A 21,065-nucleotide genomic window follows, 5' to 3' on the forward strand; every position below is an offset into this window, starting at 1 on the left:
ATGATTTCAACACTACTAATACTTATATGAGCGAAAATCTAGAACAGTCATTTGTTGCGCAACTGCAGGCAAATCAGAATATAATCCACAAAATTTGTAGATTATATACTGCCGGCGAAGATGCTCATAAAGATTTGTTTCAGGAAATTACTATTCAGCTCTGGAAAGCGTATCCAAAATTTAGAGGCGACAGTAAATTTTCGACCTGGACGTATCGTGTCGCTCTAAATACAGCCATTACCTTATACCGCAAAACCAAAAGAACCATATCTACCGTAGATTATGAGAGTCATCAGCATTTTGTAAAAGATGTAGATTACAACTATGAAGAGGAAGAACAGATTAAATTGATGTACAAAGCTGTTTATCAGCTTAACGACATCGAAAAAGCATTAGTTTTTATGTATTTAGAAGACAAAGATTATCAGGAAATAGCCGAAACCTTAGGAATCAGCGAAGTGAATGCGCGTGTGAAAATGAACAGAATTAAAGGGAAACTTAAAAAAATACTAAATCCTTAAAAATTATTATGAAAGAACTGGATTTATTAAAAAAAGACTGGCAAAAGAACTCTGATTCTTTTGAACAAATTTCTGAAAAAGAAATCTATAAAATGATTCACAAAAAGTCATCTTCAATTGTGAAATGGATTTTGATTATCAGTATTTTGGAGATTTCGTTTTGGACTTTTTCAAACTTATTTATCAATACTGATGAAGTTTTACGAAAAATAAATCATCCTGAAATTGTGGTTACGCTTGAATATTTAACTTATTTGAATTATTTAGTGGGATTAGTTTTCGTGTTTATTTTCTATAAAAATTACACTACAATTTCTACAACTGTTGCCACAAAATCTTTAATGAGTGCCATTTTAAGAACCAGAAAAACAGTTCAGTATTATGTTTGGTACAACTTAGGAATGATTGTGATTACATCCATTTTAAGTTTCTTTATCGCTTTTGTTTACAATCCTGATATGGCTTTTTTAAGAGAAAAACTTGCCATAGACGGAAAAGCAATGTTTGCTACAATTGGAATCTTAACCTTAGTAATATTAGGTTTCTTTGGATTGTTCTGGTGCTTCTACAGATTGCTATACGGAACTTTATTGCGCAGATTATATGTGAATTATAAGGAGTTGAAGAAAATTGATTTCTAAGATACTGAGGTTCTAAGTTGCTAAGATTCTAAGGTTTCTCCTTAACTTGAAACTTGAAACTTAAAACAAAAAAAATCTAAACTCTAAAATCAGAAATCTAAAATTCTAATACTCCCACTGTCTCAATCTATTTAGTTCTTCCTGTGCTTTGATTTCTTCGGCTGGGATTACTTTTAAGAAAGATGGATGCTGTTCGATAGCGTATTCTACTTTTTCTACGATTTCTTCGATTGTATCGTTTTCATAATCAATTTCAAGAGGTTCTTTGATAATGAAAGACTGCAGAATATTTTTCTTTTTCATACGAAGTCCTTTTTTATCAAAAGAACGACGGAAACCATCTATAACAATAGGAATTACGATAGGTTTATGCTGTTTGATTATGTGCGCAGTTCCTTTACGAACGGGTTTAAAAGATTTTGTTGTTCCTTGTGGAAAAGTAATAACCCAGCCGTCTTCAAGGGCAATACGGATATTTTCAGTATCGTTTGGATTTACGTCACGTTTTTCGGTTACGTCTACGCCTTTTGCGCGCCATGTTCTTTCTACGGTAATAGCGCCAACATAGGCTAAAATTCTTGGCAGTAATCCCGCTTGCATTGTTTCTTTTGCAGCTACGTAGTAAATATTCATTTTTGGCTGCCACAAATAGCCAATGTTCTTAATAGTATCTTGACGTCCGCTTAAACTTGCGTTAAACACATGAAACATTGCCACAACATCAGCAAAATAAGTTTGGTGATTGGATATAAACAAAACGTTTCTGTCTGGAAGTGTTTTAATAATTTCAGATCCTTCAATCTGTAATTCATTAAAACCTCTATATCTTCTATGAGTCATGGCTCCCAAAATACGGATTAACCATTTCTTGATGAATAATATATGCCCAAAAGGATTTCGTTTAAACAATCCCATAACGTCTTTTTGTGTTTTTTAGGTTAAGTCGCAAACATACAAAAATTATTCTTTTAGCAATACTAATATACAATTTACGAAATAATTCTATATCTCAATGATTATCAAAATGTTAAATTAAAGTTATTGTGATTTTTCTGAGAAAGTAAATTTTAGTACATCTCTCAATTCACTTAAAATCATTGCGGTTGCTCCCCAAACAATATGATTTTGAATATTAAATGCGGGAACCAAAATATCGTTTCCGTAAGAAGTAGATAATTTGGTTTCAATTATAATTTCATCATCTAAAAAAACAGATAATGGCAATTCAAGAACACCAGCTACTTCTCGTGCATCGGGATAAAATACAAGTTCTTCTTTGGCAATTCCCAGATATGGATGCACTAAAAAGTTACTTGGCGGAATATACATAGGTGTAAAATGCTTTATAATTTCAATTTTCTCAGGACTAACGCCAATTTCTTCGCTGGTTTCACGTAAAGCAGTTTCCTGATAATCACGATCTGTTAATTCGTATTTTCCGCCTGGAAATGCAATCTGCGACGAATGAACGCCATTGTATGCATTTCGAACAATTAGAATTAAATGTGTTTTTTCTTTTTTGGGATAAAACAACATCATAACTGCAGCAATTCTTGGATTTTTTGCGTCTATATCTAGATTTTTCAACGCCTGAATGCGTTCTAGAGGCGCCATTTTTGCGTGTGCTGATTCTGCCGGAAGTTCAACTGGAATTAAATTAGGAACATATTGCAAAAAATCTTGAAAATCCATATTCAAAGTTTATTTTTGTACTTTCAAATTAAAATATAAATATACTCTAGAAAATGCGGTTCTACAAGTTTTCTAAAACAAAGCCATAAAAATGTACAGCAGAGAAGAATCACAAAGAATAAAAAGGGAATTTTGGGTTGCTTTTGCAGAAAAGTATCCAAGAAAATGGGTTCTTTATGATACCAAAATCAAAGATTTCTCTTTTAAATTTTATGTAGACAATAAAAAAGCGCAGGTTTTAATTGACATTGAACACAGAAGCGATGAAAAACGAAATGCGTATTTTGAAAAGATTGAAGCTTTAAAAAATATCCTTGAAGAGGAATTTATTAAAGACTTGGTTTTCGAAAAAAACTACACTTTAGAAAGTGGTAAAACCATCAGCAGAATCTGGGTTGAAAAACCTGGAGTAGGTTTTAGCAATCGCAATAACTGGGATGCTATTTTTGATTTCTTCAACGAAAACATGCATGCTCTTGAAATGTTTTATCTGGAATATGATGAGTTTATTAAGGAAATTGAAGTTTAGAGGAAAGTTTCTAAGGTTCTGAGATACTAAGTTTTTTATATAGCAAACCCGACAGGTTTTGAAACCTGTCGGGTTTATTTTTAATGAATTACTTAAACAATTTATACCGTAAAAATATTATAAACAATAATATGATCGTCGTAGTTGATATAAAGCTGTTTGCGGTTATCTTGCTTTTTACGTGTAATAATAGAAAGCTTGCATTCTCGTCCGTCATTGTCTTTACACATAAAAGAATATACAATATCAGTATCGTTTTCTTCTCGTTCGATGTAATCCAAAATACTAAAAAGCTGAATTTCCTGAGAATAAACAACAATCCTATGTTTATCAGTATCCAAAACTACAGAGAGATTAACCAAATCAAGATCTGACCACTGTCCCCACTTTCCTTTTTCATTTTTTTCTAAAACACTAAATCCTGAAGTTTTAAAATGATACGATTGACTCTGAACTTGTTGTAATCCAAAAGTCAGAAACAAAAATAATATATAGAAGCGAATAGAATTCATAAAATATTTCTTGCAGATAATTAAAACTCAAATGTAGCTTTTTCTTCGCGAGCAGCTTTAAAATCAGCCATCATTTGTTGAACAATTTGTTCTACAGGCAAAATTTCATGAATCAGTCCGGCAATTTGTCCTATTTCAAGTTCACCTTCTTCAAGATCGCCTTCAAACATTCCTTTTTTGGCTCTTGCTCTTCCTAAAAGTGTTACTAATTCTTCTTTAGAAGGGCATTTTTCATACAAAGCCTGAACATCATTATAAAATTTATTCTTTACCAATCGAACCGGAGCTAATTCTTTTAAAGTCAATTGAGTGTCTCCTTCTTTTATACTAACTATCGTTTCTTTAAAATTATTGTGGGCAGAAGATTCTATAGATGCCGCAAAACGACTTCCAACCTGTACTCCATCAGCACCTAAAATCATGGTCGCCAGCATTCCTCTTCCCGTTGCGATTCCGCCTGCGGCAATAATCGGGATTTGTATTTTTTCTTTAACCATCGGAATCAAAGTTAAAGTAGTAGTTTCGTCGCGTCCGTTGTGCCCGCCTGCTTCAAAGCCTTCGGCAACAATTGCATCTACACCTGCTTCTTGTGCTTTTAATGCAAAAACACTGCTGCTAACAACGTGTACAACCGTTATTCCTTTTTCTTTTAAAAATGAAGTCCAGGTTTTAGGGTTTCCTGCCGATGTAAAAACGATTTTTACGCCTTCTTCAACCACAATATTCATGATCTCTTCAATATTGGGATATAACATCGGGATATTAACTCCAAACGGTTTATCGGTCGCTTTTTTGCATTTCTGAATATGTTCTCTTAAAACCTCCGGATACATTGACCCCGCTCCAATTAAACCTAAACCTCCCGCATTACTTACTGCCGATGCTAATTTATAACCACTGTTCCAAATCATTCCTCCTTGAATAATTGGATATTTTATATTGAAAAGCTGTGTAATTCTGTTCATTAAAAACTCTTATTGTTTTATTATTTTCCCTGTTTTCTGTAAACTTCCAGATTTAAAAGTATAAAAATACAATCCATTGTTTAAGCTTTCAACAGAAAGAACCGGATTTTGATTTGTTATTTGTTTTTCAATCAACTTTTGTCCTAAAATGGAATAAATAGACACAGAAGCCGTTTCATCTGCAAACAAAAAAGAAATATTTGATTTTGCCGGATTTGGATAAACTGAAAAATCTGATGAAGACTCAAAAGTATCTACACTTAAAGTCGATCCAAAATTAGGAATTCCATACCCATAATTATTATCCGGAGTTGTATATCGATCTGCAGATTCAACAATCATCTGTCTAATTTCCTGATTTGTTTTCGTTGGAAATGCCTGCCATAAACAAGCTACCATTCCTGCCATAATTGGACATGAAAAAGAAGTTCCGTTTGCTGTACCAATAGTTCCCGAAGTAGATGAAACTACAGCGGCCACTCCTTGCGCCATTACATCTGGTTTAATACGATTGTCAAAACTTGGCCCAATAGAACTGGAAGGGGCTTTAACTTTTACAGAATTTACAGAACCAATTGTAAGAACAGAAACGCCATCTCCAGGCGATCCAACATGATTTTCAACTTGGTTCCCTTCATTTCCGGCAGATGCTAAAACGAGAATTCCTTTGCTAAAAGCAATTTCGGCACCTTTTGTAATAAAGTTTGTTGTACCATTCATATCGCTGTAAGTGTGGCTGTAATTGGTATTATCAAAACCAAAATACCCTAATGAAGTCGTAATAATATCAACTCCGTAAGCATCCGCTTGTTCTGCGGCTTCTACCCAATACGATTCTTCAACAGGATTTTCAGAAGCATCATTTTCTGTTATAAATAAATAATAAGAAGCGTCTGGAGCAGTTCCTACTAAAGAATTCTCTTTGTAACCTCCCATTGTAGATAAAACTAAAGTTCCGTGATCATCTCCGGCATAAAAATTCGTGCTTCTGTTGACATAATCATAACCTCCTAAAATCAAATTATTATCGCGTAATCGTTTAAAAGGTTCTGCTGTGTTTACCCCAGGATATCCGGCATCTAAAACAGCAATTATTTTTCCGGAACCTGTATAATTCTGCTGATGCAAAACTTGTCCGTTAAGCATTTGAATTTGATTTGCAGAATTTCCGTATGCATAATCAATTGTAGTTTCCAGCTTATTTTTTACTGCAGCAATATTATTTTGCGAAACTTTTTTTGAAGTTACATTTAATGTCTTATTAGCAAAAACTACTTTATCAACATACGAAAGCAGCTTTAAAGCCGTAATATTAGTTTGAGTTCCTCTAACATGAAGTGCATTTAACCATTTTGACTGTGCCAAAACTGTTATTCCTGCGCTAGCTTTTACCTGATTTACATACGTAATTTCAAGAGGCGCGTCTGTAATATTTAAGGCAATATTTTGTGCTGTACGACGATCTAATGATCTCTGCGAAAGAGTCAGCGATGGATTATTGAAAAAATCCTGTGAATTTGGTTTTCCGTTAAAATATACCCAGGCATCTTCTTCCTGAGAAAATATTAAAGTCGAAAACAATAGTAAAAGAAAAGTAAAGTTCTGTTTCATATATACTCTTTTAAAAGGAAATCCTTCGTAAAAAAGTATAAAGCTAAGAAATTACTCCCGAACCAACTAATTCATTCTCTAAATACCAAGCAACGAACTGACCTTCTGTTATGGCAGATTGTGGTTCTTCAAAAGAAACATACATTCCATCTTCAAATTGATGAAGTGTCGCTTTTTGTAAGGGCTGACGGTAACGAATTCTCGCCATAACTTCCATTTTTTCGCCTGTTTTTAACTTCATATCTTCACGAACCCAGTGTACTTCAGATTCTCCAACAAACAAAGCTTTTTTGAACAATCCAGGGTGATTGCTGGTTAAACCTGTATAAATGGTATTGGTTTCAACATCTGTAGCGATTACAAATAACGGATCTGTAGTTCCTCCCACATTCAATCCTTTTCTTTGGCCAACAGTAAAATAATGTGCACCCTGATGTTTACCCATAATTTTTCCCATTGTTGGAAGATAATCTAATTTTTGAGCTTCAATTTTTAGTTCTTCTTCTAAAGATAGTTCAGCTGATTTTTCAAAGTTGTAGATTGGATCGTTTTTATCAATTTGAACAATTGTACCTTCTTTTGGCTGCAATTTTTGCTGTAAAAACTCCGGTAAACGAACTTTTCCAATAAAACAAAGTCCTTGCGAATCTTTCTTTTCGGCAGTTACTAATTCCATTTCAGCAGCGATTTCGCGAACTTCAGGTTTTGTCAGCGCACCAATTGGGAACAATGCTTTAGACAATTGATCTTGCGATAGCTGACATAAAAAATAAGATTGATCTTTGTTAACGTCATTTCCGGCAATCAATTGATAAACCGTTTTTCCATCAACCTCAATTTCGCTTTTTTGGCAGTAATGCCCGGTCGCCACATAATCGGCACCAAGACTTAGTGCGATTTTCATAAAAACATCAAATTTGATTTCGCGGTTACAAAGTACGTCAGGATTTGGAGTTCGTCCTTTTTCATATTCGTTGAACATATAGTCAACGATTTTCTCTTTGTATTCTTCGCTTAAATCAACAGTTTGAAACGGTATTCCAAGTTTTTCCGCCACTAATAAAGCATCATTACTATCTTCTAGCCAAGGACATTCGTTAGAAATCGTAACCGAGTCATCGTGCCAATTTTTCATAAAAAGCCCAATAACTTCGTACCCTTGCTGCTGCAATAAATAAGCGGCAACACTAGAATCTACTCCACCAGAAAGACCAACAACTACACGTTTCATTTTAAAATCTTTAATTTTACAAGGGTGCAAAGATACGCCATATTTTAGATAATCTAAGCTGTTTCAATTAGTTTATATAATCCCGTAGTAGATAAAACTTATGGTTTAAATACTTACTTTTAATATTCAATACAATTGTCATGAAAAAACACATATACAGCCTGTTTTTCTTATTCATTTTCATGTCTTTGAGTGCACAAAGATATTCTTCATCATTAGCTGATTATGAAGCGTATAAAGCATTTAGAGGAAAACCTTTATCCGATAAATTTTCGAATATCGAATCGGTAAAAGTGGTTTATGATTTAAGAAAACAAAAAATGTATTATTTCAACAGCACTTTGATTCCGCTGCATTATGATTTTGTGACAAATTATCTGCACTACAATTATGATTTACAAATTTTTAATAATGAAAATTACAGCAACACTTTAAAAGACAGGGATTTTTTATTGGGAAACCTCAATCATATCAAAGGAACTGATAAATGGATTTTTGAACTCGCCGCTTCAGATCATATGCCAATTGAACAAATCGAACGTTTTTTCTATTTGGTTAAAAAGTCAACTTTTATTGGAGAAAACCTAAAATTTTATTTAAATAATCCTGAGCAAATGGAATGGTTTCGTTTAGAAAAATTCAAAATTCCGTGTGTAAAATCAGAATATATTTTTAATGAAATAAAATATCAAGAAGTCGTTTCCGGAAGCAATGTCGGTATTTTAAAACAATACAAAATCAAAGATTTGGATAAAATAAAACCAAATCCTGATGAAATTATAGTTTTAGATGGAACGCCGGATATTTTACCTAATGTAAGAGGAATTATTGTCAACGAACTGCAGACACCTCTTAGTCATTTGGTTCTTTTGGGTAAAAACAGAAAGATTCCAATTATGGCCTATACATTGGCCCTAAAAGATGAAAACATCAAAAGATTACTTTCTAAAAAAGTAGAATTAAAAATTCAGGTTGATACTTTTTTTATAAAAGAAACTGATAAAAAGATTGTCATTAAAACCAATCCTAAAAAGAAGAAGTTGATAATCGACAAAACAATTACAGATTTAGTTGATTTGTCAAAAATTCCTAAAAAAGGAGTTAATTACATTGGATCAAAAGCGCAAAACATGTCGTATTTAATTGCTATTTCAAAAGAAATTCCATTTAAAGTTCCCGAAAATGCTCATGCCATTCCGTTTTATTTTTATACCAAACACATTCAGAAAGAATCGATTTCTCCTTTAATACAAGAACTTTTGAATTCTACAAAGAAAGATTCAACGGTTTGGGTAAATCAGCAATTGAAAAAAATTCGTGATGCCATTAAAAAAGAGCCTGTCGATCCTGAGTTAATTTCGAAATTGAATGTAACATTTAAAGATGCGAAATTCAAAAATTTCAGGTTTCGTTCCTCAACAAATGCCGAAGATTTAGACGATTTTAATGGAGCAGGATTATATGATTCTAAAACCGGAATTCTTGGAGACAGTATCAAAACATTCGAAAAAGCAATTAAGCAAGTTTGGGCAAGTGTATGGAATGAAGCTTCATACAACGAAAGAGAACTTTTTGGAATCGACCAGCAGAATATTGCAATGGGTGTTTTAGTGCATCGTTCTTTTCCTGATGAATTGGCAAATGGAGTTGTAATTACGAAAAACATTTTCAGAGGAGATTTTCCCGGAATTACAGTAAACGTTCAAAAAGGGGAAAACTCGGTTGTAAAACCAGAAAAAGGAGAAATCTGCGAGCAATTTGTAGCCTATCATTTAAACTCCGGAACTGACGATGATGATTTTGATGTCGATTATACTTCAAACTCAAATCTCAATAACAATGAACCTTTATTGAGCCGAAAAGAAATGAGCCGACTTTTTCTTGTAAGCAGTAAAATTGAAGAGAAAATGTACCGTTATTGGCGAAAAAACCTATTCCATCCTGTAGATATAGAGTTTAAAATCGTTGGTGAAAATCGGGATTTATATATTAAACAGGTTCGGCCGTTTAATAATTAATAGAATACTAAAAGATCAATTTCATTGGTTACTGTATTGACCAAAACAATCTTGAAATCAAAATCCTGAATATTGATTTTTTCCTGAACTGCTTTACGGATATTTCCATTTTCTAAAGAAAAATCGTTTATCAAGGCAATTTTCACATCAACAGTATTTAGATATTTTGAAGCTTTTCTGTTTACGATAATAGAAGCTGCCACATAAAAACCAATGATTATGATTTGAAAAAATAAGAGTATTTCTATTTTTTCAAAAGGATACATAATATCTAAAATAGAAAGCGTAATCGTAGCAAAAAGAAAGATGATTGCGTTTACAGTAAACGATTGTGTCCTAAATCTTAGAATAGAAAAAATGGCAAACAAACCAAACCCAATTCCTACTCCAATTTCGATTTTGGTAAACAAATAACAAAGCGAAAAGGTACACAAACCAACAATAACCATCAACGGATTTATAGTTTCGTTATCTTTTCTGTTAGAGAAAAAGTACAAAACCAAAATTGAAAAAAACAATAAAAAAAATCTTCCTGCAAGTTCGTTTAAATCCATTGAATCAAAATATTAGCTCAATCAAATTTAAACAATTGAGCAAAAAATCAGTCACGAATTCACGAATTTATTTTGAGAAAAAAGGTTTGCCACGAATTACACGAATTTCCACGAATTTTTATTTAACTAAGAAAACAAAAAAATAATTCGTGGAAATTCGTGTAATTCGTGGCAAAAAAAAATACCCGCGCAAGCGTGCACTAATATTATTCGTTTTTAGGTTTTGAATCGGCCTTATAAGCACTTTTAGGATCGCTCATATTAACTTCTTTAGTCAATTTACCTCTTGTATAAAATTGCCAGATTCCAGCTTTTTTTCCTTTTACAAATTTTCCTTTAGAAGCTACAACTCCATCTGAATCATAAAAAACAGCATCGCCTTCATACTGATTATTTTTAAAAACAGACTGTTCCTGAATAGTTCCGTTTTGTCCTAGCTTTTTATAATTTCCTTCTTTTAAGCCGTTTACATAAGTCATTTCCTCAGCAACTTGGGAATTTGGATAATAAACTGTTCTTAAACCTTGTAATTTACCTTTTTTATAAGTTTCAGAAGTCATCAAAATTTTAGAAGCTTTGTGATAATATTTCCACTCGCCTTCTCTGTCCTTACCAATTTCTTTTCCTTCGCTTACTATATTTTTATTCTGATCATAAAAAATAGTATATGAGCTTCCATCATTAGCTGTAAAATCGCGTGTTGCAATTACGTCGCCTTTTTTTGTATCATCAAAAAATTTAAAGATCCCCGTTTCTTTTCCGTGGCTGAAAGTTCCTTCATATCGCGGACGTTTTGATTCATAAACACCTTTCCAAACACCGTCTTTCTTTCCGTTAGCATCTAATTTATTAAACTCAGTTTGGGCATTTACAAAGAAAACATTTAGCAATAGCAGCCTAATTATTATTTTTTTAGAAATCATCTTGTATTCAATTTTTAACTTAAACGAAAATTAGTTTCATAAAGTATGTTTTGTCATTCTCAAAGTTAAAATTTTCATTTGTTATTTGAAAAGGAAACACACTCATTAAAATAAAAAATCCCGATTAGATCGGGATTTTTAAAATTTATTTCTTTTTATTCTGAGTCTTTTTTGCTGCTTCTTGCTGTTCCATTACATCTTGAAGACGTTGTTGAAACTTGCTTGGCTTTTTAGGCTCTTTTAATTTATTTTCCTGAATTTGAGCGTGAATTTTCTCGCTGTCTACGATGTAATTTTTAATTACAAACATAATTCCGATAGTAATTAAGTTCGATATAAAGTTGTACAAACTTAAACCTGCACCATAACTATTGAAGAAAATTAACATCATTAATGGTGAAACATAAATCATTATTTTCATCATTTTTGCCATATCCGGCATACCTTCTTGCTGAGGCGCAGCCATTTGCTGATCTCCAGAAGTCATTTTCATGTAGAAGAAAATTGCGATTGCTGCCAAAATTGGGAACAAACTGATATGATCACCGTACAATGGAATATGGAAAGGTAATTTTACAACCGAGTCAAAAGATGATAAATCGTCTGCCCAAAGGAAACTTTTTTGTCTTAACTCAAAAGCTGACGGGAAAAACTGGAAAGATGCATACATAAACGGAAGCTGAATCAATGCCGGAATACATCCTGCCATTGGGTTTACTCCTGCTTTGTTGTACAGTTTCATTGTTTCCTGTTGTTTCTTCATTGGGTCTTTCTTGTATTTTTCTCCCAACTCAGTAATATCAGGTCTTAAAACTTTCATTTTAGCCTGAGACAAGAATGATTTATATGTAATTGGCGACATGGCCAATTTGATAAGAATAGTAAAGATGATAATTGCAATTCCGTAAGCAATATAAGAGCTTAAGAATCCAAATAACGGTACGAAAATCCATTTATTAATCCATCCAAAAATTCCCCATCCTAATGGAATAATTTTTTGGAATTCTTTATCATAAGATTTCAATATTTTATAATCAGCCGGACCAAAGTATAAGTTCATCTTATAATCAATTTCTCCGTTTGAGAAAGCCAATGGAACTGTTGCTTTAAACTGCTTTGTAAAAAGAGTATCCACTTTTTCGTCCTTAACTAAATTCTCAGAAACTAAATCAGCTTTTTCAAAAGCAGTATTCGTTTGAAGAATAGTAGCAAAAAAGTGCTGTTTGAATGCAATGTAATCTACTTTTTCAGGTGTTTCTTCTTTGTGATCTCCCTGACCTACATAACTTTCTTTACCATCTTCATAGTTATAATAAATTTCAGCATAACGATTCTCATAAGAAACACTTTTTTCGTTTCTGTATGTTTTTAAATCCCAAGCTAAATTTAATGGTTTAGAAGAATTTAAAACTCTGTTCAGTCCTTGAGAACGAACATCAAAACCAATTAAATAATCGTTTGGTTTTAATACATATTTATATTCTAAAAATTCATTTGCTCCAGCTTTTAAACGCATTGTTAAAATTTGGTCTGCACCATTTTTTGTCAGTGTTGGTTCAAAAAACAAATCTTTAGAGTTTAAAGTTCTGTTATCTGTAGTTTGTAATTGAATATTTAAATTCGAATTGTTATTCTTAATTAATTCAACTAATTGTCCTGAACCTTTTTTAAATTTTTCGAATTCTTTTAATGTAGCTTCAACTATATAACCACCTTTATTAGCGATTTTAAGTTTAATCTTCTCGTTTTCGATAGTTGTAAAAGAGTCTTTTGCAGAAGGAAGCGTAGCAGAATATGCAAATCCGCCTAAAGTTTTTTGCAATTGTGCCAACTGAACTGTATCACCTGGTGTAGCCGCAACAACTGGTGCCGCAATAGTTTTAGCTTTATCAGCTTTTGCCTGAGCTTCTTGTTTAGCTACTAATTCTTTCTTGGCTTTTTCAGCAGCAATTTCTTTATCAGAAGGCTGATTTTGGTACATAATCCAAATCAGGATTCCGAATATCAATACAAAACCAATGATTGAATTAAGGTCAAATTTTTTTTCTTCCATTATTTATTTAAAAAAGTTATCCGTCAGAAGTTATTAGTTATGATTATAGCTTAAAAGTTACAACCTCTTAGAATATTAATTATTATTTTTTATGCGCATTTACCGCAGCAGCTACAAAATTCACAAAAATTGGATGTGGATTTGCTACCGTACTTTTGTATTCAGGATGGTATTGTACACCAATGAAAAACGGGTGGTTTTCAAGTTCTACAATTTCTACTAATCCAGTATCAGGATTAACTCCAGAAGCTTTTAAACCAGCTTTTTGCAATTCATCTGCGTATTTATTATTGTACTCATAACGGTGGCGGTGACGCTCTGAAATGGTTTTTTCACCATAAATTCTGTGTGCCAGCGTATTTGGTTTAATATCACATTTCCAAGCTCCTAAACGCATTGTTCCGCCTTTATCTGTAACATTTTTTTGTTCTTCCATTAAACTCACAACCGGATGAGGCGTTTTATCGTTCATCTCAGTAGAATTGGCTTCAGCGTAACCTAAAATATTTCTTGAATATTCGATAACAGACATCTGCATTCCTAAACAAATTCCGAAGAACGGAATGTTGTTTTCACGTGCATAACGAACTGCTTCAATTTTTCCTTCAATACCTCTTTCTCCAAATCCAGGAGCAACTAAAACTCCGTCAAGAACACTTAATTTCTCCGCAACATTATCAATATTGATGTGTTCTGAGTGAATAGAAATTACATTTACTTTAGTTTCATTTGCAGCACCTGCATGAATAAATGCCTCTAAAATAGATTTGTAACAATCCTGCATTTCTACATATTTTCCAATCAAACCAATATTTACGGTTTGTTTTGGATTTTTTAATCTGCGTAAAAAAGTATTCCATGTTTTTAAATCCGGAGATGCTTTTTTAGGTAAATCTAATTTTTTCAAAGCAACAACATCTAATCCTTCTTCAAGCATTAAATTTGGAACTTCGTATATTGTTGAAGCATCAATTGACTGAATAACCGCTTCTTTTTTAACGTTACAAAACAAAGCCAGTTTTTGACGTAATTCCTGAGACAATTCATGCTCAGTTCTACAAACCAAAATATCTGCTTTAATTCCGCTTTCCATCAAAGTTTTCACAGAGTGCTGTGTTGGTTTCGTTTTCAACTCACCCGCAGCAGCCAAATAAGGAACTAATGTTAAATGAATAACAATTCCGTTATTTTCTCCTAATTCCCAAACTAACTGACGAACAGACTCAATATATGGTAATGATTCAATATCACCTACAGTTCCACCAATTTCAGTAATTACAATATCATAATCGCCAGATTTACCCAGCAATTGCATTCTGTCTTTAATTTCATTTGTAATATGAGGAACAACCTGAACTGTTTTTCCTAAAAATTCTCCTCTTCTTTCTTTTTCAATAACCGAAAGATAAACTCTTCCTGTTGTAACGTTATTTGCCTGAGAAGTAGGAACGTTTAGGAAACGCTCATAATGACCTAAATCTAAATCTGTTTCGGCACCATCATCTGTTACATAACATTCTCCGTGCTCATACGGGTTCAATGTTCCCGGATCCACATTAATATACGGATCAAATTTTTGAATAGTTGTACGGTATCCTCTTCCTTGTAACAATTTTGCTAAAGATGCTGCAATGATCCCTTTTCCTAATGAAGAAGTCACACCGCCTGTAACAAAAATATATTTTGTTTGATTCATTCTGTTGTTGTTTGTAAGTAGTTGTGTAAAAAACTTGGCAAAAGTACAAATTTAATTAGATAATTTATCAATTCCAGAATGAGATAATTTGCAAATTTTTAAACAGATTGATTACTTGGTTTTGTAATCGATAATTTTAAGCTTTTATTAGCAGTATTTTTAAGAAATATCTTTAAAATGGCTTTGATACTATTACTCAATAACATCAAAAATCAATTATTTTAAGTCTTTCACCTGAGTAGTATCCTTACTTATTTTCTCAGATTTGATTACTGAATCACGATGACGTTTTATATCTGCTCTAATAGCTTCTCTCCTACTTTCAGATGCCTTATTTTTTACATAATCTGTTTTTGCAGCAAAAAAAACAGAAAAATATAGTATTAAAGGAATAAAAATCAATCCAGTTCCTAATCCCAATCCTATTTTGGCAAGTCCAGTCGAAACGTTTGCTTTTTTTGCTTTTGATAAACCAATTGCTCCCAAAATTATTGCGAGAACAGCCAATACTATATAAGCTATTTTAAAAGCTAAATGTGGTACAAAAACAAAAATAAGTGCCAATACAGACAGTATTATCGCATATCTGCCGTGGCTTTCTCCCAGTTTTGATTGTTGGGAATTGTTTTCCATTATTAGGTCTTTAATATTTACTGTAAAAATATAAAAACACTAAAAAGAAGTTAATACACTGAAACAAAGTTACTAACAATTAAAACAACTTTTTTTTTAAATTACTGTCCTTTTGGATATTGTTTTTTGATGTTACGAATCAATTCTTCCAAACCATTTAATTTCAACTCATAAATAAGCTGTAATTGCTGTCCTAATTCTCCTTTCGGAAAACCTTTATTATGATACCAAACTACGTAATATTCAGGTAAATCGATTAAAAAACGACCTTCGTATTTCCCGAAAGGCATTTTGGTATGGGCTAATTTTATAAGAAGTTTTTTGTCTTGTTCCATTTTTTTAAAGAAAAAAGAAGCAAGAGAAAAGAAAATATAGACTCATTCTTTCTTCTTGCTTCTAATTGCTTACAAAGCTATTATTATTTTTATTCTTCTGCCACAGATTAAAAAGATTTAAATGATTTTTTTCTCGCCACGAATTACACGAATTTAATTTGTGGAATTCCTGATAAAAAACCTTAGAATCTTAGCATCTCAGAACCTTAGTATCTTAATAGTGCCATCTCACGAAAGCTTCCATTGCTGCATAAGTTGCTAAACCTAACTGCTGATACAAAGCTGCTGTTTCGCTGTTTCGGTCTTCGGCTCTCTGCCAAAATTCTCTGGCGTCACTTCCTTGGAAAACAACACCGTCTTTTTGAGATTGATGTTTGAAGATTCCGTGACGTTTTGCTAAAACCTGATCTGGGCTCATTGGTACTGCCATTTCAACTTCATCAATTCCCCATTCCTGCCATGCACCTCTGTATAACCATAACCAGCAGTCGTTCATGAATGGTTTTGGTTTTAAAGCTTTTACAGCCTCAAAAATCGCGTCCAGACAAACTTTATGCGTTCCGTGTGGATCTGCTAAATCTCCTGCAGCATAGATTTGATGCGGTTTGATCTTTTCAATTAAATCCATCGTCAATTGAATATCTTCCTGTCCGATTGGTTTTTTCTCGATTGTTCCGGTTTCATAAAACGGAAGTTCCATAAAATGAATCTGATCATCAGTCAAGCCTACAAAATGACTTGTCGCTCTCGCCTCTCCTTTTCTGATCAATCCTTTGATATATCTCACTTCCGGAATATCAATTTCACTGTTCTTTTTATTCTCTAAAAACGTTTGTGCTTTTTTGTAGATGTTGTCTGCTTCTTCGCTTTTAATGTTGAATTTTTCATTGTAATCAATCACGAATCTTGCGAAACGTAACGCTTCATCATCCGCAACAGCGATATTTCCTGAAGTTTGATAAGCAACATGAACTTCATGTCCCTGCTCCTGCAGACGCATAAAAGTTCCACCCATACTAATAATATCATCATCAGGATGCGGACTGAAAATCAAGACACGTTTTTTAGCAGGTTCTGCTCTTTCAGGTCGATTGGTGTCTTCCGCATTTGGTTTTCCTCCAGGCCAGCCCGTGATTGTGTTTTGAAGTTTATTGAATATTTTAATGTTGATGTCATAAGCCGGGCCAGAATCTGCCAGTAAATCGCTCATTCCGTTTTCGATATAATCAGCATCGGTAAGCATTAAAATTGGTTTTTTAAGGTCTAATGCTAATCCTAAAACTGCTTTTCTGGTTAATTTATCTGTCCAAACGATTTTTTCAACAAGCCACGGTTTATTGATTCTCGTTAGTTTTGAAGAAGCTTCTTTATCTAAAATAAAAACAGCATCATCATGTTCCTGTAAAAAAGAAGCCGGAACTCGGTTTGTAACTTCGTCTTCAACAGATCTTTTTACAATATTGGCTTTTCCTTCTCCCCAAGCCAGTAAAATAACTCTTTTGGCTTCCATGATTTTTTTTACTCCAAGTGTGATTGCTGTTCTTGGCGTATTATTTAATCCGAAGAAATCTTTACTTGCGGCAACTCTTGTAATATGATCCAATGCCACTAATCTCGTTTTTGAATTTTGAAGCGAACCGGATTCGTTAAAACCAATATGTCCGTTTCCTCCAATTCCCAGAATTTGAAGATCGATTCCGCCTAAAGCTTCGATTTTTGCTTCATATTCATGGCAGTAATCTGCGATTTGTTCTTTTGTTAAAAGTCCGTCTGGAACATGCGCGTTTTCAGGTAAAATATCAACGTGGTCAAACAAAAGTTCTTTCATAAAACGAACGTAACTGTTGATTGAATTAGGTTCCATCGGATAATATTCATCCAAATTAAAACTAATTACGTTTTTAAAACTCAAGCCTTCTTCTTTGTGAAGTCTTACCAGTTCTGCGTATAATCCTTTTGGAGAAGAACCTGTCGCTAAACCTAAAATACAAGGTTTGTTTTCTTTTTGTTTTGATTGGATTAAAGCTGCAATTTCCTGTGCAACGGCTTTTGAAGCTTCACCTGAATTTTCAAAAACAACGGTGTTGATGTTTTCGAAGCGCTTTTCAAAACCGGTTGCTTTGTCTATTTTACTTTTTAACATGATATAGTTTTTTTTTTATTCTTCGGATTATGTGTCGGCTTTAAGCCTGAAAATTTTATTTTTACATCGCAAAAACGCAAGTCAAAACATTGCTAAAACAATAGCAATCAATACCATATAAAGATAAAACCTTTATAAATGGAATACAACAAAATTTAAATTATTGATTTAGGGCAGAATTTGGAATATCATTTATATCTCACTTAGAGATTCCAAATAATATTGAAAAAGTGATTCTCGTTTTCATTTTTAATTTTGCATTATTTTTGCATAAATATGCGTATTTTTTGCAAGACAAAGATACTTCATATTATACTTAAGAACCAAAATTTGATATAAATATTTTGTTAATTTTTTTAATTATGAGAATTGCATAAAAAAAGCCGTCAATATTGACAGCTTTTAGAATATATCGTAAAAAAAATTATTTCCAATTAAAGGTTACATTTTTTTCAATTTCGGAACTTAGGCTTAAAAACACCGGACAAGTCATTGCAGCACGTTCTAAAATGATTTTGCTTTTTTCATCGGCATTGCTTTTTAGTTCAAAAACAACTTCAATTGCACCAATTCTTCTTGGTTCTGCATTCATAATTTTAGTTACTTCAGCAGTTGAACCAGCTAAATCTACGTTTAAATCACGGGCTTTAATTCCCATAATAGTAAACATACAGCTTGCTAAAGCATTGGCAACTGTATCTGTTGGAGAAAAAGCTTCGCCTTTTCCGTTATTATCCAGCGGTGCATCAGAAATGATTTCACTTCCAGATTGTATATGTATTGAACTTGTTCTTAAATCGCCTAAGTAGGTTACTTTTGATGTCATTAATTTGCTTCTTTTAAAGTTAAGTCTGAATCGTAATATAATATGTAGACACCTTTATTTGCGTGTCCGCCATCTTCTTTTTTATAAAATTGAAATTTATTATCCACTTGCTGTGTCGTCATTAAATCTGCCGTTTCCTGATACGTTTTTCCTTGAACCAAACGCATCATGGTATCAAAAGTTACATCAAAACCTCTGGTTGCATACGTATTAGGATAAACTTTATTTTTCAACTTATATTCTTTTTTAAAGATTGAAACCGATTGATCGTCACTGTCACGAGTCACAGACGGATACATTAATTTCAGTTTTACCAAATTATCAAAACTAATTTCGTCTGTATCAAGCGTGCTGTTTTGTTCTAAAATTACCAATTGAACCTGACATGTTTTTTGGGCATCGGTCAACGCTTTAATTACACTTTTGATCATTGCGGTATTCCCCGTTTCCATAACCACATAATTCATTCGGGTTGGCAGTAATAAACTTTTTAAATTAGCAACATCCAAGCCGCCAGTTTCTGTTAAAGCAGCAAAAACAACTCCTTTTTGATTTTGTTTGATATAACTGATAACCGATTCTTTTTTCTTGTCTACAACGGCTACAATGTTTCCGTTTTTAGCCCTCATATAATCGAAAATTGCATTTCGAACCATATCGTTTGAAGGGATTGTCTGGTACAAATTATCGATAGGATTTGCCACATCTTTTGATAATGGCGAAATAACAGGAACATTATATAAACGTAATGAATTTGCAGTAGATTCTGCATTGTTTTGGTAAAATGGACCCACAACTGCATCCGCTTCCTGTAATTTATTTTGTGCAATTAAACTCGAAATATTCGATGTTGTTTTTGTTTCCTGAGAATCATAAATAGCAACATCAATTGGCAGTTTCAATGTTCTGGCCGAATCTATCGCCATCATTGCTCCCGAATAGAAATCCAGCGTCATGTTTAAAAATTTATCTGTTTTTAAACGGGCAGCCGTTCCTGTTGTATCGCTTTGTAATTTAGCCAGGTTAAACGGAAGTAATAAAACTACTTTTTTACGTTCGTTTTGTCCTCTTTTTTTACTCAGTTCTACAATTTCCGGGTCTGCAGAAACGGTTTCGGATTTTACTTTATCTACAATTTTAATTCCGCCTCCGGTGCTTTCAACTGGTTTTTCGATCGCTTTTTCAACTGGTTTTTCTACAGAAGTTTGTACCGGTTTTTCAGCTGGCTGTGCTTGTGCAACAATTGGAGCCGGAGCCACATATCCAGTCGGAACTTTTAAAACCATTCCTTCTTTAACACCTTCTGAAAGTGAAGGATTTAAAGCAACTAATTCTTCTTGTGTTAAATGAAAAACTCTTCCTAAACTATAAAATGTTTCTTTTGGTTTTACCTGATATTCCATATAAGAAACTGCTTTTTTAGATTCAGCAGGTTTCTTCGTTTCTTCAGGTTTTGCAGCTGTAGAAACAGGCGCTGCAGTTTCCGTTTTTGGCGCAGTTCCTTTTATTGTCAATCGGTATCCAACAGGTAAACTTGTAACAATTTCAGGGTTTTTCTTTTCTAATTCTTCAATAGAAATTCCGTATTGTTTTGCAATTCCAAATTTAGTTTCTTTTGGCGCTACATCGTGATAAACATACTTTTCAGCCCCTTTTTGCTTTTTGTCCGAAGTTGCTGCAGCTTTTGGTGCAGAACCTTTTCCAGGAATTGTCAATGTCTGCCCAGGCTGTAAACCGTCAGTAACCAAAAAAGGATTTGCTGCTTTTAAAGCTTCATCACTAATACCATATTTTTTTTCAAGACCAAACAATGTTTCTTTCGGCTGTACTTCGTGCGTAGTCGCTTTTCCATTACTCGTAGATTTTACCGCAGCTGTTTCTTTTTTGTCAGTATTTTTATTTGATGCTGCCGGAATCAGCAAAACAGTATTTGGTTTCACGCCATTACGCGCATCCGGATTTAGTTCGTAAATATCAAAAGGTGTAACCTTAAATTTTTGAGCAATTTGGTTAACCGTTTCTCCACTTGAAACTGTATATTTCACCGCTTTTCCTTGCGAAAAGGCAGAACAGGTTACAAAAAAAACAAGTAAAAATAATGTTGAATAATATTTCATAATAAAGGCTAAAACAATTTAATTTTTAATTCAAAAACAAGATACTAATTTCTCTTGTACAAGAT

At 33.1% G+C, this 21,065-nt stretch carries 19 protein-coding genes; 4 read left to right on the forward strand and 15 right to left on the reverse strand.

Translation table 11 applies throughout. The features are described from left to right. The first annotated feature begins 26 nt into the window (after positions 1–26). A complete protein-coding gene (locus tag J2Y38_RS08765; protein ID WP_007810116.1) occupies positions 27–521 on the forward strand; it encodes an RNA polymerase sigma factor in 495 nt (164 codons plus the stop codon). Between the two features lie 8 nt (positions 522–529). Then, positions 530–1,162, forward strand: coding sequence for a hypothetical protein (locus tag J2Y38_RS08770; protein WP_309841341.1), 633 nt, complete (start codon positions 530–532; stop codon positions 1,160–1,162). Between the two features lie 105 nt (positions 1,163–1,267). On the opposite strand, the gene J2Y38_RS08775 is transcribed toward J2Y38_RS08770, so the two are convergent. Both J2Y38_RS08775 and J2Y38_RS08780 read right to left on the reverse strand, forming a co-directional pair. Continuing rightward, complete coding sequence (locus J2Y38_RS08775; RefSeq protein ID WP_180861407.1) at positions 1,268–2,077, reverse strand: 1-acyl-sn-glycerol-3-phosphate acyltransferase; 810 nt, start codon at positions 2,075–2,077, stop codon at positions 1,268–1,270. A gap of 123 nt (positions 2,078–2,200) precedes the next feature. Further along, complete coding sequence (locus J2Y38_RS08780) at positions 2,201–2,854, reverse strand: CoA pyrophosphatase (RefSeq protein ID WP_309841342.1); 654 nt, start codon at positions 2,852–2,854, stop codon at positions 2,201–2,203. A 91-nt stretch (positions 2,855–2,945) separates the two neighbouring features. Here J2Y38_RS08780 and J2Y38_RS08785 point away from each other — a divergent pair, with 91 nt between their 5' ends. After that, positions 2,946–3,383: a DUF4268 domain-containing protein gene (locus J2Y38_RS08785; RefSeq protein ID WP_309841343.1), complete on the forward strand. Its 438-nt coding sequence runs from the start codon at positions 2,946–2,948 to the stop codon at positions 3,381–3,383. A 101-nt stretch (positions 3,384–3,484) separates the two neighbouring features. Here J2Y38_RS08785 and J2Y38_RS08790 read toward each other — a convergent pair whose 3' ends face one another. Genes J2Y38_RS08790 through mnmA form a run of 4 tightly spaced genes read right to left on the reverse strand, consistent with a single transcriptional unit; the run spans position 3,485 to position 7,702 of the window. Further along, the gene (locus J2Y38_RS08790; protein WP_073482705.1) at positions 3,485–3,895 is read right to left on the reverse strand and encodes a hypothetical protein; all 411 of its coding nucleotides are present in this window, start codon (positions 3,893–3,895) and stop codon (positions 3,485–3,487) included. A 20-nt stretch (positions 3,896–3,915) separates the two neighbouring features. Then, entirely contained in the window at positions 3,916–4,860 is a 945-nt protein-coding gene (locus J2Y38_RS08795; RefSeq protein ID WP_309841344.1) for a nitronate monooxygenase, read from the reverse strand. 9 nt (positions 4,861–4,869) lie between these two features. Continuing rightward, on the reverse strand, positions 4,870–6,471 hold the full coding sequence (locus tag J2Y38_RS08800; protein ID WP_309841346.1) for a S8 family serine peptidase: 1,602 nt from the start codon (positions 6,469–6,471) through the stop codon (positions 4,870–4,872). Between the two features lie 43 nt (positions 6,472–6,514). Then, positions 6,515–7,702, reverse strand: coding sequence for a tRNA 2-thiouridine(34) synthase MnmA (mnmA, locus tag J2Y38_RS08805; protein ID WP_409025136.1), 1,188 nt, complete (start codon positions 7,700–7,702; stop codon positions 6,515–6,517). Between the two features lie 140 nt (positions 7,703–7,842). Between mnmA and J2Y38_RS08810 the strand changes: the two genes are divergently transcribed. Beyond that, positions 7,843–9,720, forward strand: a complete 1,878-nt coding sequence (locus J2Y38_RS08810; RefSeq protein ID WP_309841348.1) for a PEP/pyruvate-binding domain-containing protein — start codon at positions 7,843–7,845, stop codon at positions 9,718–9,720. On the opposite strand, the gene J2Y38_RS08815 is transcribed toward J2Y38_RS08810, so the two are convergent. From J2Y38_RS08815 to J2Y38_RS08855, 9 genes are all read right to left on the reverse strand, one after another. Further along, a complete protein-coding gene (locus tag J2Y38_RS08815; RefSeq protein ID WP_309841351.1) occupies positions 9,717–10,274 on the reverse strand; it encodes a DUF4956 domain-containing protein in 558 nt (185 codons plus the stop codon). The two genes, J2Y38_RS08810 and J2Y38_RS08815, sit on opposite strands and share 4 nt — an antisense overlap. Positions 10,275–10,480: 206 nt before the next feature. After that, positions 10,481–11,197, reverse strand: coding sequence for a hypothetical protein (locus J2Y38_RS08820; protein ID WP_309841353.1), 717 nt, complete (start codon positions 11,195–11,197; stop codon positions 10,481–10,483). Positions 11,198–11,342: 145 nt separating this feature from the next. Beyond that, positions 11,343–13,250, reverse strand: coding sequence for a membrane protein insertase YidC (gene yidC, locus J2Y38_RS08825; protein ID WP_309841354.1), 1,908 nt, complete (start codon positions 13,248–13,250; stop codon positions 11,343–11,345). 82 nt (positions 13,251–13,332) lie between these two features. Further along, the gene (locus J2Y38_RS08830) at positions 13,333–14,946 is read right to left on the reverse strand and encodes a CTP synthase (protein WP_309841356.1); all 1,614 of its coding nucleotides are present in this window, start codon (positions 14,944–14,946) and stop codon (positions 13,333–13,335) included. A 216-nt stretch (positions 14,947–15,162) separates the two neighbouring features. Beyond that, positions 15,163–15,579: a hypothetical protein gene (locus tag J2Y38_RS08835; RefSeq protein WP_309841357.1), complete on the reverse strand. Its 417-nt coding sequence runs from the start codon at positions 15,577–15,579 to the stop codon at positions 15,163–15,165. Between the two features lie 101 nt (positions 15,580–15,680). After that, the gene (locus tag J2Y38_RS08840; protein WP_053473755.1) at positions 15,681–15,914 is read right to left on the reverse strand and encodes a DUF3820 family protein; all 234 of its coding nucleotides are present in this window, start codon (positions 15,912–15,914) and stop codon (positions 15,681–15,683) included. A 214-nt stretch (positions 15,915–16,128) separates the two neighbouring features. Further along, positions 16,129–18,057 (reverse strand): glucosamine-6-phosphate deaminase, encoded by a 1,929-nt coding sequence (gene nagB, locus J2Y38_RS08845; RefSeq protein WP_309841359.1) that lies wholly within the window; start codon positions 18,055–18,057, stop codon positions 16,129–16,131. A 424-nt stretch (positions 18,058–18,481) separates the two neighbouring features. Then, positions 18,482–18,883, reverse strand: coding sequence for an OsmC family protein (locus J2Y38_RS08850; protein ID WP_053474079.1), 402 nt, complete (start codon positions 18,881–18,883; stop codon positions 18,482–18,484). Beyond that, positions 18,883–21,000, reverse strand: a complete 2,118-nt coding sequence (locus tag J2Y38_RS08855) for a LysM peptidoglycan-binding domain-containing protein (protein WP_309841361.1) — start codon at positions 20,998–21,000, stop codon at positions 18,883–18,885. Before J2Y38_RS08855 ends, J2Y38_RS08850 begins: the two co-directional genes overlap by 1 nt. Positions 21,001–21,065 lie beyond the last annotated feature (65 nt).

The organism is Flavobacterium sp. 2755 (assembly GCF_031455715.1).
GTDB lineage: Bacteria > Bacteroidota > Bacteroidia > Flavobacteriales > Flavobacteriaceae > Flavobacterium.